Source organism: Actinoplanes sp. CA-051413 (assembly GCF_050955795.1).
GTDB lineage: Bacteria > Actinomycetota > Actinomycetes > Mycobacteriales > Micromonosporaceae > Actinoplanes.
The window spans coordinates 307,853-321,707 of the sequence record NZ_CP192100.1; the positions used below are offsets into that span (position 1 = coordinate 307,853).

Genomic DNA, 13,855 nt, shown 5'->3' on the forward strand with positions numbered 1-13,855 from the left:
ATGTTGCAGGAAGCCAAGTCGGATGCCCCGCCCCCGCGCTACAGCGTGCAGGACGCGCTGACGGCCGGACGCAAGCGGCAGCAGCGGCGCCGGGCGCTGTGGGCCGGCACCGGATCGGCCGCCGTCGTGCTCGCCGTGACCGGGGCGGTCGCCGTCCCTCAGCTGTTGCCCGCGGGCAACGACAAGTCGACGACGGTGAACGCCGGAGCGGCCACCTCGAAGGCCGAGAAGCCGGCCAAGGTGCCGTTCGCCTATCCGTCCACCGAGTTCTCCGGCACGTTCGCGAAATACAAGGTGGGAGACCTCACCGTCGACGGCACCGTCCTGGTGACCCCCGGCTACCAGGTCGCCTCAATCACGGCGCCGGGCAAGGGCCAGGCGTACGAGGACAAGAACGGTGGGCGGTACTACGCGCCGAACGTCATCGGGCACGTGGTGACGTACGCGAAGGGTGCTTTCGACCCGGCCAAGGCGAAGAAGGATCCCAAGTCGGGCGCCGGCTGGTTCCACGCGGGCGAGAAGAAGGAGGCGATCAAGCCCGGCATCCCGGCGCCGTACGCCGAGTCCACCTACACCTGGAAGTACGCCGACGACGCCTGGGCGCAGGTCATCGTGCAGGGCCGGCTCAAGTACCCCGCGACGAAGCTGGCGTCGATCGCCGAGGGCCTCACCGGGGGCGCCGAGGAGCCGGTGAAGGTCGGCATCAAGCTGGGTTACGTGCCCGCGGGCTTCGCGCTGGGCTCAGCCGGGACGACGTCGGACTACCTCGAGTCCACGTTCGCCGGGACGTCCTTCCTGCGCCTGATCAAGGGCGACTTCCCGTACGAGAAGCTCACCGGCACCGTCGGCGACCCGTTCATCGTGCAGGACACCCAGCTGCCCATCCTGTCGCTGCAGGTCTACCCGGCGAAGGAGCAGAAGTACACCGCGCCCGGGAACGCGCCCTACTGCCCGCAGGAAGGCCTCTGCTACCGCTACACCGCCGACAAGAAGTTCTTCGTCGAGCTCAACGGGGGCGGCTTCATCGGCAACACCGAGATGATCAAGATGCTGAAGAGCGTGGAGTTCGCCGACCCGACCGACTCCTCGACCTGGTTCGCGGCCACCGAGGCCGTCAGCTGATCATCGCCTGGGGCATGCTGGAAGCATGCGCACCCCGTGGATCGTCGGTGTCTCCGGAGCCTCCGGCACGCCCTACGCGAAGGCCGTTCTGAACGGGCTCCTCGATGCCGGCGAAGCAGTTGACCTGGTCGTCTCCAAGGCGGCCAGGTTGACGCTGCTCGACGAGACCGGGGCGACCGTACGGGACGCGCACTGGAAGGACGACGTGCAGCAGTGGCTCGGCCGCGATCTCGGCGACCTGAGCTACTGGTCCGCCGGTGACCTGGCCGCCGGTCCGAGCAGCGGCTCGTACCCGGCCAAGGGGATGGCGGTCGTGCCGGCCAGCACGGCCGCCTGTGCCGGCATCGCGATCGGGCTGTCCAAGGACCTGCTCCAGCGGGCCGCCGAGGTCAACCTCAAGGAGCGCCGCCGTACGGTGGTCGTGCCCCGGGAGACCCCGGTGACCCGCAGCCACCTGGAGCACCTGATCGCCCTGCACGACGCCGGGGCAGTGGTCCTACCGGCCAGCCCCGGCTTCTACGGCTCGGGCGCGCAGGCGACCGCCGGCCAACTGGTGGACTTCGTGGCCGGCAAGGTGCTCGACGCTCTGGGCGTACCCCATCAGCTCTTCACGCGATGGGCGGGGGAGCTGAATCAGCGCAGTCCGTTGGGCGGGCCGTAGCTCTGCCCCGGGTTGGTGGGCCCGCCGTTGCGCGGGCGGTTGGCGGCGTCGTCCTCGCGCATCTCCTCGACGACACCGTCGCCCTCGAGCAGCGCGCGCACCTCGGACTCGCGGAACCGGCGGTGGCCACCCGGAGTACGGATGCTGCCGATACGTCCGGCGGCTGCCCAGCGCGTGACCGTCTTCGGGTCCACCCGGAACAGCGCGGCCACCTCCCCGGGCGTCAGCAGTCGATCTCCTGTGTCCACGGCCCTCTCCTCGCGTCGTGTTGGAGCGCCGTTGGTCACAGTGAGTGTCGGCGTGCTCGATCGGGACGTAGTGCCATTAGAGCACCGCCAAAAACAGCAAGTCGCTGAAATGCGGAAAAAGCCCCGATTGCGACGTTGACCATTATCCTTGCTGCGTCCGGCGGTCCGAGCCCGCTACCGGGCGTGAGGTAGCAGGACGTGTCGCACTAACCTCTGAAGCCATGGACGCCATCGACCTGCGCCTGATCGACCTGTTGCGGGACAACGCCCGCTCCTCGTACGCGGAGCTGGCCCGGCAGGTGGGGCTCTCCGCGCCGGCCGTGCACGAGCGGGTGGGCAAGCTGGAAGCCGCCGGCACGGTCCGGGCGTACCGTGCCGAGGTCGACCACGAGGCCATCGGGCTGGGCGTCACCGCCCTGATCGGCATCGTCGAGGACTCCGGCGCCGACACCGACGACGTGCTGTCCGCGCTGCGGGTGATGCCCGAGATCGAGTCCTGCTACTTCATGGCGGGCGTGGAGTCGTACCAGCTCACCGTCCGGGTCGGCACGATCGCCGAGCTGGAGCAGCTGATCGTCCGCATCAACCGGACCCGCGGCGTAGCGTCGACCAGGACGGCCATCGCGCTGTCCACGAAATGGGAGAACCGCCCCCAGCCCGGCCTCGACCCGACGGCAGGTTGAGCCATGGACCAGCACGACCGCTGTGACGACACCGCCCGCGAGTGGGCCCGCGAGGCCATCGCGCTCGTGGAGGCGGACGCGAACCGCTCGGCCGACACCCACCTGCTGCCGTTCCCACTGCCCCGCTCCTGGGGCATCGACCTCTATCTCAAGGACGAGTCGTCGCACCCCACCGGTTCGCTCAAGCACCGGCTGGCCCGCTCACTTTTCCTGTACGCCCTCTGCAACGGCTGGATCGGCCCGCACACCCCGGTCGTCGAGGCGTCCTCCGGCTCGACCGCGGTCAGCGAGGCGTACTTCGCCCGGATGCTCGGACTCGAGTTCATCGCGGTGATGCCGGCGAGCACCTCACCCGAGAAGATCTCGCTGATCGAGTTCCAGGGCGGCAAGTGCCACCTCGTCACCGACCCGACGGCGGTCGTCGCGGCAGCCCGTACGCTCGCGGCCGACCTCCGCGGACACTTCATGGACCAGTTCACCCACGCCGAACGGGCCACCGACTGGCGCGGCAACAACAACATCGCCGAGTCCATCTACCTGCAGCTGGCGCTGGAGCGGCATCCCGTACCGGCGTGGATCGTGGTCGGCGCCGGCACCGGCGGCACCAGCGCGACCATCGGCCGGTACGCCCGCTACCGGCAGCTGAACACCAAGCTCTGCGTGGTCGACCCGGAAGGGTCGGCGTTCTGGCCCGCCTACGTCTCCGGCGACTGGACGGTGTCCACCGGCCGCGGCTCGCGGATCGAGGGCATCGGCCGCCCCCGCGTGGAGGCCTCTTTACAGCCCGCGGTGGTCGACCGGATGGTGCAGGTGCCGGACGCGGCGTCGCTGGCGGCGATGCGGGCCGGCTCGGCGGTGCTCGGGCGCCGGGTCGGCGGCTCCACCGGCACGAACCTGTGCGGGGCCTTCGGCCTGATCGCCGAGATGCGGGCGGCTGGCCACAAGGGGTCGGTGGTCACCCTGATCTGCGACGGCGGCGAGCGGTACGCGGACACGTACTACTCGGACGCCTGGGTCGCCGGGCAGGGCATCACCCTCGAACCACACCTGGCGGCGATTGACACGTTCCTGGCCACGGGCGTCTGGCAGCCTGCCTGAATTGGGGGCAGCGCTGCGGCGGTGGACCTGGGAGGATCTGAGACCTGTGACGGGTTTCGGGTTCGAGGAGCGCAGTGCACGACGCTGAGGAAGTACCCGCCGCTCCTCCGATGGTGTCCGGCCCCTGGTCGTCGCCGCCGGCCGGTTTTGCCCAGATTCCTGGCCAGCGGGCGCCGCAGGCCAGTGAGTTCTTTCCCTCGACCCACCCTTTTGTGCAGTCGCCGATCGAGGTCGGTGACCTGCCGCCCGGCATCGTCCCGGTGCCTTTTCCTGCGCCGCCGTCTCGCCGGGGCCGTGGCCTGCTGGTCGGTGCCGCTCTGGCCCTGGCCGCCGCGCTCGCCGTCGGTGCCGGGGTCGTCTACGTCAACCGCGCGCCGCTCTCACTCAACGAGCGCGCCGCTGCGGCCGGCCCGGAGCCCACTGCCGCGCGGACCCCGCTGACGCCCGCCGAGGCCGCCGTCGCGGCGCTCAAGGCTCAGGCGGCCGCCCTGCTGGCCAACAACGAGAAGGGCTGGCTGGCCGCCGTCGACCCGGGCCAGTCCAAGCTCCGCACCCGGTACACCTCGATGTTCCGCTCGCTGCGCGGGCTGGGCGTCAGCCACTTCGCCTACCAGACCTCCGTCGACCCCGTCGATGCCAAGAGCGGCACGGTCCAGGTGACGGCCGAGGTCGCGTACTGCTTCAGCACCGACAAGTGCCCGGAGGAGAAATACAACGCGTCGGACGGCCCGCCGACGATCAGCCAGGTCCTGACCTTCAAAAAGGTCAGCGGCCGGTACGTGATCGCGAAGGTCACCGAGAAGAAGAGCCGCAGCCGCCAGCAGCCAACCCCCTGGGAGTCCGGCGACCTCAGCTTCCTCTCCGGCGAGCGGGTCACCGTGATCGGCAACCGCACCGAGCGCAAATACTTCAAGCAGGTGCTTGCCGCCGCCGAGAAGGCCGCCGTCGTCAACGACCGCTTCGCCGGGCTGGTCGGCAACCCCCAGCGCCGATACCGCGTCTACGTCGCCGGCGCCAAACAGTGGAAAACCTGGTACGGCGGCATCACCGACAAATGGGTCATCGGCTACGCGATCCCGCTCAAGGACTCGGGCAGCGACGTGGTGCTGAACATCTCCGCCGTCCGTACGGACAGCGACGTGCTCGCCACCACGCTCCAGCACGAGCTGGCTCACGTCGTCACGCTCGGTGGCGCGTACCGGACCGGCGGCAGCGACGACATGTGGCTGGAGGAGGGCATCGCCGAGTACGTCGGCTGGTACCCGAGATCCGCCACGGACAGCTGGCGGCGTTCGGCGGTGCGCTCCCTGCTCACGGGCAGCAAACGCCCGAAGTCGATCGCCGCGAAGGCCCCCGGCGACAACGCCAGCCCCGACACCAGCGACGCCTTCTACGGCTTCGGCCACTTCACCGCCGACTGCCTCGCCCGCAAGTACGGCCAGGGCGCCCTCTTCGACTTCGTCCGGCTCTACCTGCGGGAGAACCGCGACCTCGACCCGGCTTCCCGCGAGGCGTTCGGCAAGCCGTTCACGACGGTCGACAAGACCTGCCTGACCTGGATCCGCGACAAGGTCTAGCGCACCCGCTGGGCCAGCCCCGGATAGTCCACGACAAAGCCCTCGTCGTCGACGACCAGATCCGCACTGAAGGTCTCGGTGGCGTAACGCACCCGCCCGTCGCCCAGCGCGGTGTAGATCTGATCCGCCTGCACGATCTCCAGGCTGGGCAGCAGCACCCAGGCGACGCTGACCCGGTGGGCCACCCCCGCCTCGGCCTTGAGCAGCCCCAGCCGCCGGATCGGCAACGTGTTGGTCAGCGGCGAACCGGTCAGGTCGACGTCGAAAGCCCCGAACAGCAGGTCCGGATCCTCGGTGCCGGGCAGACCGGCTCCGGGGTGACCGCCGGCGGTCAGCGCCGCATCCAGATCACCCCGCTCGGAGGTCGATGTCCGCCACCGTCCACCCTCGGACTCCAGGCGCAAGTTGCGGCTCCAGCCGGCGCCCTCGGTGCTGACCTCGAGCGCGGTGGTGACCCAGTCCGGGCCGGTGCGGAGCTCGTAGCGGGCGCTGTAGGCGATCGGATCGACGGCCACGGCGGTGCCCCGGGCGTGCAGCCCGGCCTGCGTATCAACCAGTGCATGCTCAGCACCGGACGTGTCGCGGCGATCCCAGAAAAGTGAACCCGGCAGAACGGCCATAGTTACCGACTACCCGTTCCCGCCCCGCCACGAACCCCGCCACGCAGTCCCGTGCTCGGCGCGAATCCGGCGGCCCCGTTCCGGCCGGGGCGAACCCCGCCACTCCGTCCCGGGCCGGGCGCGAACCCCGCCACCCCGTTCGGGGCCCGCCGCGAACCCCGCCACCCTGTTCCGGGCCCGGCGCGAAACCCGCCACGCCGTTCCGGGCTCGGCGCGGACCCCGCCACCCCGTTCCGGGTGCGGCATGAGTTCTGCCGTCCCCGTTCCGGGTCCGGGGTGAGATCCGCTGGCCATTGCAGGTCAGGCACGACCCCCGGCGTCAGCTCCTGGTTCGGCGCGAACCCCGCCATGCAGAAGAAGGCCCCGGCGCGCGGAGCGCCGGGGCCTTCTTCACGTGCTATGGATCAGTGCGTGTGCGCCGGACGGCCGGTCGAGAAGCGGCCGTTGCCGGTCTCCCGCCGGTCGTTGCGAGCGGGCTCGCGACGGAAACCGCCGGGACGCTCGCTCAGGTTGCGCGCCGTCCGCTCGCCGAAGCCGCGCTGGCGGTCGGCGAACGACGGACGGTCACCCGTCGGCTGGTCGCCGCCGGTCGCCGGACGCTCGGCGTAGGAACGGTCGCCCGACGGGCGGTCGCCGTACGTGCGCTGCTCGCCACGGGGACGGTCGCTGAACGAGCGCTGCTCGCCACCACGCGGCCGGTCGCCGTAGGTGCGGTCGCCGCCGCCACTGCCGCCACTGCCGCCGCTGAAGCTGCCCCGCGGACGGTCGCCGAACGAACGGTCTCCGCCACCGGTGCGCGGCCGGTCGCCGTAGCTGCTGCCACCGCGGGAACGGTCGCCGTAGCTGCTGCCACCACGCTGCGGCCGGTCACCGAAGCGACGCGGCCGGTCGCCACGCTCGCGCGGCTCGGGCTCGATCTTCACCGGGACACCGCTGGGCTCGCGAGCCCCGGTGACCTTGGCCAGCTGCTCGTCGCCGAGGCGGACCCGCAGCTCGGCCGGCGTGACGCCCGCCTTCAGCATCATCGATGCCGTGGTGCGGCGCTGCTTCGGCAGGACCAGCGTGACGACCGCGCCGGACTCGCCGGCCCGGGCGGTGCGACCCGCGCGGTGCAGGTAGTCCTTCGGGTCCTTCGGCGGGTCCACGTGCATGACCAGCGAGATGCCGTCGACGTGGATGCCGCGCGCCGCGACGTCCGTGGCGACCAGCACGTTCGTCCGGCCTTCCTTGAACTCGGCCAGCGTGCGGGTGCGTACCCGCTGGGTCTTGCCGCCGTGCAGCGCGCCGGCGCGCACGCCGACCGCCGCCAGCTGGTCGACCAGCCGGTCGACACCCATCTGGGTGCGGGCGAAGACGATGGTCTTGCCGGTCCGGTTGGCGATCGACGCCGTGATCGGGAACTTGTCGTGCGGCGGGATCAGGAGCATGTGGTGCTCCATCGTGGAGACGCTGGCCTCCGCCGGATTGGTGGAGTGCGTCACCGGGTCGTGCATGAACCGCTTGACCAGCGCGTCGACGTCACCGTCGAGCGTCGCCGAGAACAGCAGCCGCTGCGCGTTCGCCGGGGTCTTGGACAGCAGCTCGGTGACCTCGGGCAGGAAGCCCATGTCGGCCATCTGGTCGGCCTCGTCCAGGACGGTGACCTCGACCGCGTCGAGCCGGCACGCGCCCCGCTCGATCAGGTCGCCGAGGCGGCCCGGGGTCGCGACGATGACCTCGACGCCGCGCCGCAGCGCGTCCATCTGACGGTCGTACGGCACGCCGCCGACAGCGGTCTTGAGGAACACGCCGACCGAGCGGCCCAGCGGCGTCAGCGCGTCGGCCACCTGCATGGCCAGCTCGCGGGTCGGCACCAGGATCAGGGCCTTGGGCTGGTGCGGCAGCGCCCGGCCACTCTTGGCGATGCGGGCGAGCAGCGGCAGGCCGAACGCCAGCGTCTTGCCGGAGCCGGTCTGGCCACGGCCGAGCACGTCCCGGCCCGCGAGGGCGTCGGGCACGGTCGCGGCCTGGATCTCGAACGGGGCGATGATGCCCTCGCGGCTCAGCACCCGGACGAGCTCGGCGGGGATGCCCAGCTCGGCGAAGGTCGGCACGGCGGGAGCGGGGGTCTCGACGACCTCGACCTCGTGGGTCTCGGTCTGCTCCACGGCGGCCTCAGGGGTGACCTGGGCGGCATCGGAAGCGTCAGTGCTGGGGGTGGTGCCGCCGGACTCGGCGAGAACTTCTTCAACGGACGGGAACGTGCTGGGATCAGCGAAAGTGGTCAAGAGAACCTCTCTACGGGGGCGCATGCTCGCGTATGGCCCGCCGCGGCTACCAACAGCCGGCCGCTGAAATGACCGCAAGAACGCCCGTGGCGTGCTCGTTGAGGGCACGCCAGGTTAATTACTTCCATCAGTGTACGGGTCAACGTCCTGGACACTGCCCGCATTCCGCGCCGGTAGTGGGCAGGCTCACCCTTCGGCGCAACCTCGCCAGCTTAGGGGCATCCGTCGCCGACGACAACTCACTGCTTGAAAACGCCACCGATCATGTCGCTGAACGCGTCGCCCACGGTGAAGAGGAAGAGGACGCTCACACCGACCAGGACGAGCAGCACGATGAGCATCGCCACAGCCACCTTGACGTTGCTGCGCCGCTGGTTGTCGGGACCGTCCCGCCAGCCCTGGGCCAGGATGTGGCCGGTCAGCGAACCGGAGTTCTCCACCGGATTGACGTTCACCGGCATCGTCATGTCAGCCGGCGCGTAGTCCGCCAAGCCGCCGTAGACGGTGCCCTGACCCCGCTGCTGCGGCACGGCGGTGGACTGTCCGGATCCCGACGCGGCGGAACCTGAGCCGTACGTCACCGGAGTGCTCACCGGAGCCGCCGGTCCGCCGAACGGCTGCCGGGCTCCGCCCGATGCGCCTACCCCGTACGGGGTCGAGTTGTTCGCGGCGGGTGCCGGGCTGCCGTACTGACCGGAAGGAGCGGCGGCCGGCATCGTGTACGCCGGGAGAGCGCCGGGCTCCTGCGAGCCGCCCGAGTTGGAGATCATCGGCGGTCCGGGGAAGGGAGCCGGCGGCGGGCCCGGGACCGGCGACGGGCCAGGATTCGGCGGTACGGGGCTCGGGCCGGGACCCGGCGGGATCGGGCTGGGACCGGGGCCGGGCGGGATGGGGCTCGGGCCGGGGCCGGGCGGGATCGGGCTGGGACCGGGGCCCGGCGGTACGGGGCCAGGCGGCGTGGGGCTGGGTGCCGGACCGGGCGTGGGGCTGGGTGGCGTGGGGCTCGGTGCGGGGCCTGGCTGCGGGGCCGGGCTGGGGGTGGGGGTCGGGTGCGGGGTCGGCAGCGGGGCCGGCTCGGGCCGGGTGGGCTCGGGCTTGGCCGGTGCTGGCTTGACCGGCTCCGGGGTCGACGGCTCCGGGAGCGTGGGGTCCGGGCTGGAGGGCTCGGGGCCTGACGGGTCCGGGCTGGAGGGGGCCGGGCTGGACGGCGCCGGGCTCGACGGGGCCGGGCTCGACGGGGCCGGGCTCGACGGGGCCGGGCTCGACGGGGCCGGGCTCGACGGGGCCGGGCTCGACGGGTCCGGGCTGGCGGGGACCGCATCGGGCTCGTCCGTGCCGAGGGTTGTGCTCTGTGGCTTCGTGGCGGGTTTGTCGCCGGTGGCGGAGCGGTCGGTGGTGCCCGAGGTGGGCTGGCGGGGGCGGTCGCCGACGCTCATCCAGCTGACCGCACCTGCCTTTTCTCCGCCGGCCTTCTCCGCGCCTGCCTCGGGAGATGCGACCTTGCCGGAAATGTCCGACTGAGAAGCGGCATCCGGCTTCGGGGCGGTGCCCTGCTTGTCGATGGTGCTCGACTGGGCGGCGGCGTTCGGTGTGCCGGAGTCGTCCTTGGCGGGGGTGCCGTCGGTGCTCGGCTTGTCCGCGGTGCGGCCGTAGATCTTGGCCTGGCCGCTGGGCCAGGTGGTGGCCCGCGCGCCGGCCGGGTCGATGGCGCCGGGCACGGTGGCGCGCGCCGCGTTGGCGCTCGGTGCGACCGACACGGGCCGCGTGGCGCCGCCGAGGCCGCTGGCGGAGCTGGTGGGCACGGCGGCAGAGCCCGACCCGGCCGGAGAGCCACCGGAGACCGGCGTGCTCGACGAGCCGGCCGAAGCCGACGAGCCCGCCGAAGCCGACGAGCCGGCCGAACTGGTCGCCGCAGCAGCAGAAGGGACGGCCGGCGAAGCGGAGGAGCCAGCGGAACCGAAGACGGAACTAGCCGGCCGCACGGCCGCCGAGACGCTGCCTGGACTCACCGGGCGAGCGGAGGCAGAGGCAGAGCCGGCCGAGCCGCCAGAGCTGGCGGAGCCGCCGGAGCCGGCCGAGCCGCCCGAGACAGAGGCAGAGCCGGAAACCGAGGCCCGCCCGCTGCTAGGACCACTGACCGGAGCCGCACTGACCGGCGCGGACGCCGAGGCCCGAGCAGTCGACGCACCGCCCGAGGACGGCGACTTCGACGCGTCGGTGCCGGACGCCGGGGCCCACAGCGCGCCCGGTGCCGGCGGCGGGGGCAGCTCGTACCCCTGGTCGCTCTTCGGCCCGGCGCTGCTCGCGGGCGGCCGCGCAGCGGGCGGCGTCCTGCCGTCGCTGTCCGGTTTCGCCTGCTGCTCGTCCATGGGTCCTCCCGATCGCCGTCACCCGCGTGCCGACGCCACGTGCCGGACGCCGGGCAGACCGATTGCCGGGCGCTTGGTAACTACCGTGCCACATCAGCGCACATGAGCGCACCCGGCGTCGGCCGGTCGCCGCTTGAAGATCATGGCTGGCGGGACTCGGATGCGCTAGGAGCCGGACGACTTCGACGCTTCACCGGTGCTGGCTGAGGTGGAGGTCGACTTGGTCGCCTCGGGGCTGTCGGCCTTCGTCGGTGAGTTCTCCGCCGAGCCCTCGGGTGATGCCGGCTTGTCCTCCGACGGGGTCGTGGTGACCGGCGCGGCTGTGGTGGGCGGCGTGGTCGTCGGCTTGTCGGTCGTCGGGGTCGCCTCCGGAGTGGTCGGCTTGGGCGACGGGGTCGTGGGCTTGGGCGACGGGGTGGTCGGCTTGGGCGACGGCGTCGTGGGTTTGGGCGACGGCGTGGTCGGCTTCGTCGTCGTCGGCGGTTTGGTCGTGGGCTTGGTGCCCGGCTTGGGGTTGTGGTCGCTCGGCGTCTCCGGGTCCGGCGAGCCCAGGTTGGGGCCCTGCACGGTGCCTTCGATGGAGCCGTAGATGCGGGTCGCGCTGAAGAGCCGCGTCCAGCGGACCGGGACCAGGCGCACGTTGAGGCCCGTGCGCGGCGCCTCGACCATCATGCCGTTGCCTGCGTACATCGCGACGTGGTGGATCTGCTGCCAGCTGCTCGACGAGCTGAAGAACAGCAGGTCACCGGGGAGCAGGGAGTAGCGGTCGACGACGCGTTCGCGGGTCTGGAAGTACTGGTCGCGGGACACCCGGGTCAGCTTGAAGTCGCCGGCGCCCGGGGAGCGGTAGGCGGCCCACATCAGGCCGGAGCAGTCGTACTCGTCCGGGCCTTCCTCGGACCACACGTACGGGTCGCCGCGCTGGGCCAGGGCGAAGCGCAGGGCCGCCATGGCGCGCGGGTCGGCGCCGCGGCCGGCGTTCTCCCCGGCCAGGTAGCCGGCGCCGGCCTGGGCGTCCTGGGCTGCCTGGGCGCTGTCCGCCGCGGCGATGGCGGCGGCGTTGTCCTGCTCGAGCTTCTGCTGGGCGGCCGACTTCTTGTCGACATCCTTCTGCAGCTTGTCGCGGTCGGCCGTGAACGTGGTGAGCCGCGCCTGCGCGGCCTGCTGCTCGGCGAGCGCGGCGTTGTAGATGGTCTCGGCGATGGTGAGCTGGCGGCTGGCGGCCTGCTGGGTCGCGGAGTCGCCGCGGTTGATCCGGGCGAGCGAGTCGAGGTCCGACAGGCCGGAGCCGATCGAGCCGGGCGGCAGGGCGGCCGCGTCCCGGACCGCGGCGGCCGCGGCGTTGGCCACCTCGGTGCGGGCCTGGGACACCGCGGCGGAGGACTGGGTCACCTTCTGGTCCGCGGCGGCGGCCTGCTGGGTCGTGAGGTCGACCTCGTCCTTGGCCTTGGTGAGCCGCTCGCCGAGGCCCGCGAGCTCGGTACGGCCCTTCTCGATCTTGGCCATCACCGGCGTCAGGGCCACGCCGGGGGTGGTGATCGGTGCCGTCGTCGGTGTCGTGGGGACCTGCTGGCCGGGCAGCACGAGCGAGCCCTGGGCCAGGGGCCGGGAACCGGCGTCGGGAACAGCGGGCGCCGGGGGCGCGGCCGGCGGGGCGGCGGAGGCGGGCAGCGGGTTGAACAGAGCTGCGATGGCGGCGGCAGTCGCGGCGGAGTACGCCAACGGTCGCCACCATGGGCGTATCCGTAGCGTTCGTCCGCTTCTGTGCTGTCCGCTCATCGACATGCGCTCCCCGTCCGCGGCAGTCGCCCACCACCGCTTCGCGTCCCTGTAAAGGTCATACCCCAACCAAGGCACCGATGTCGATTGATTGGACATGACAGGACGCTGTGAATCGTAAGTCCGACGACGTGATCCGCGCCGCCCCGAAGCCGCCGGACGTCGATCCGCCGAAACAAGGACGTACGCTCGACCACGAGTTGACGGTGAAGGGGGCGGACATGCCGCAGATGGACGTGGGGCTGAAGCGCGAGCTGGAGGCCAAGGTCTACGCGGGTGAGCGGCTGACCCGCGAGGACGGCGTCGCGCTCTACGAGTCCGACGATCTCGCCTGGCTCGGCCGGCTGGCCCACCACAAGCGCACCGAGCTCAACGGCGACCGGGTGATGTTCAACGTCAACCGGCACCTCAATCTCACCAACGTCTGTTCCGCCAGTTGCGCGTACTGCTCCTTCCAGCGCAAGCCGGGCGAGAAGGACGCGTACACGATGCGCATCGACGAGGCCGTGCGCAAGGCCAAGGAGATGGAGGGCGAGGGGCTCACCGAGCTGCACATCGTCAACGGCCTGCACCCCACGCTGCCCTGGCGGTACTACCCCAAGGTGCTGCGCGAGCTGAAGGCGGCGCTGCCCGGCGTCAAGCTCAAGTGCTTCACGGCCACCGAGGTCCAGTGGTTCGAGAAGATCAGCGGCCTGCCCGCCAGCGAGATCCTCGACGAGCTGATGGACGCCGGCCTCGAGTCCCTCACCGGCGGCGGCGCGGAGATCTTCGACTGGGAGGTCCGCCAGCACATCGTCGACCACAACTGCCACTGGGAGGACTGGTCCCGGATCCACCGGCTCGCCCACGAAAAGGGCATGAAGACCCCGGCGACCATGCTGTACGGCCACATCGAGGAGCCGCGGCACCGGGTCGACCACGTCATGCGCCTGCGCGAGCTGCAGGACGAGACCGGTGGTTTCGCCGTCTTCATCCCGCTGCGCTACCAGCACGACTTCGTCGACTCGGCCGACGGCAAGATCCGCAACCGGATCCAGTCCCGCACCACGATGGCGGCGCCGGCCGAGTCGCTGCGCACGTTCGCGGTGTCCCGGCTGATGTTCGACAACGTGCCGCACCTGAAGAACTTCTGGGTCATGCACGGCCTGTCGGTGGCCCAGCTGTCGCTGAACTTCGGCGCCGACGACCTGGACGGCTCGGTGGTCGAATACAAGATCACCCACGACGCCGACTCGTACGGCACACCGACCACGATGCACCGTGACGACCTGCTGAACATCATCTGGGACGCGGGTTTCCAGCCGGTCGAGCGCAACACCCGCTACGAGATCGTCCGCGAGTACGACCGGCCGGTGTCGCTGGCCGAGCGCCGCAGCGAGCCGCAGCAGGTCTGGGCGTAGCGGCGGGACCCTCCCGGCGTACCCTCGTTGT

At 71.4% G+C, this 13,855-nt stretch carries 12 protein-coding genes; 7 read left to right on the top strand and 5 right to left on the bottom strand.

The window, feature by feature from the left end:
* Positions 1-1,122, top strand: a complete 1,122-nt coding sequence (locus ACQP2Y_RS01480) for a hypothetical protein (RefSeq protein WP_433723853.1) — start codon at positions 1-3, stop codon at positions 1,120-1,122.
* A gap of 25 nt (positions 1,123-1,147) precedes the next feature.
* Complete coding sequence (locus tag ACQP2Y_RS01485; RefSeq protein ID WP_433723855.1) at positions 1,148-1,783, top strand: UbiX family flavin prenyltransferase; 636 nt, start codon at positions 1,148-1,150, stop codon at positions 1,781-1,783.
* On the opposite strand, the gene ACQP2Y_RS01490 is transcribed toward ACQP2Y_RS01485, so the two are convergent.
* Entirely contained in the window at positions 1,756-2,031 is a 276-nt protein-coding gene (locus tag ACQP2Y_RS01490; RefSeq protein WP_125808202.1) for a BldC family transcriptional regulator, read from the bottom strand. The two genes, ACQP2Y_RS01485 and ACQP2Y_RS01490, sit on opposite strands and share 28 nt — an antisense overlap.
* A 221-nt stretch (positions 2,032-2,252) precedes the next feature.
* Between ACQP2Y_RS01490 and ACQP2Y_RS01495 the strand changes: the two genes are divergently transcribed.
* From ACQP2Y_RS01495 to ACQP2Y_RS01505, 3 genes are all read left to right on the top strand, one after another.
* Positions 2,253-2,714, top strand: coding sequence for an Lrp/AsnC family transcriptional regulator (locus ACQP2Y_RS01495; protein ID WP_360550808.1), 462 nt, complete (start codon positions 2,253-2,255; stop codon positions 2,712-2,714).
* A gap of 3 nt (positions 2,715-2,717) precedes the next feature.
* Positions 2,718-3,812, top strand: coding sequence for a PLP-dependent cysteine synthase family protein (locus tag ACQP2Y_RS01500; RefSeq protein WP_433723858.1), 1,095 nt, complete (start codon positions 2,718-2,720; stop codon positions 3,810-3,812).
* A gap of 110 nt (positions 3,813-3,922) precedes the next feature.
* A complete protein-coding gene (locus tag ACQP2Y_RS01505; protein ID WP_433723860.1) occupies positions 3,923-5,389 on the top strand; it encodes a hypothetical protein in 1,467 nt (488 codons plus the stop codon).
* Here the strand turns inward: ACQP2Y_RS01505 and ACQP2Y_RS01510 are convergent.
* The 3 genes from ACQP2Y_RS01510 to ACQP2Y_RS01520 form a co-directional block, all read right to left on the bottom strand.
* Entirely contained in the window at positions 5,386-6,009 is a 624-nt protein-coding gene (locus ACQP2Y_RS01510) for a putative glycolipid-binding domain-containing protein (protein WP_433723862.1), read from the bottom strand. The genes ACQP2Y_RS01505 and ACQP2Y_RS01510 overlap by 4 nt on opposite strands.
* Positions 6,010-6,413: 404 nt before the next feature.
* Positions 6,414-8,276 carry a DEAD/DEAH box helicase gene (locus ACQP2Y_RS01515; protein WP_433723864.1) on the bottom strand — a complete coding sequence of 621 codons (1,863 nt, stop codon included), beginning with the start codon at positions 8,274-8,276 and terminating at the stop codon, positions 6,414-6,416.
* A 239-nt stretch (positions 8,277-8,515) separates the two neighbouring features.
* Positions 8,516-10,078: a hypothetical protein gene (locus ACQP2Y_RS01520; protein WP_433723866.1), complete on the bottom strand. Its 1,563-nt coding sequence runs from the start codon at positions 10,076-10,078 to the stop codon at positions 8,516-8,518.
* 43 nt (positions 10,079-10,121) lie between these two features.
* On the opposite strand from ACQP2Y_RS01520, the gene ACQP2Y_RS01525 reads away from it, so the two are divergent.
* Positions 10,122-10,751, top strand: coding sequence for a hypothetical protein (locus ACQP2Y_RS01525; RefSeq protein WP_433723868.1), 630 nt, complete (start codon positions 10,122-10,124; stop codon positions 10,749-10,751).
* Between the two features lie 59 nt (positions 10,752-10,810).
* On the opposite strand, the gene ACQP2Y_RS01530 is transcribed toward ACQP2Y_RS01525, so the two are convergent.
* Positions 10,811-12,367, bottom strand: a complete 1,557-nt coding sequence (locus ACQP2Y_RS01530) for a C40 family peptidase (protein WP_433723870.1) — start codon at positions 12,365-12,367, stop codon at positions 10,811-10,813.
* 287 nt (positions 12,368-12,654) lie between these two features.
* On the opposite strand from ACQP2Y_RS01530, the gene mqnE reads away from it, so the two are divergent.
* Entirely contained in the window at positions 12,655-13,824 is a 1,170-nt protein-coding gene (gene mqnE, locus ACQP2Y_RS01535; protein ID WP_360551923.1) for an aminofutalosine synthase MqnE, read from the top strand.
* Positions 13,825-13,855: the final 31 nt, after the last annotated feature.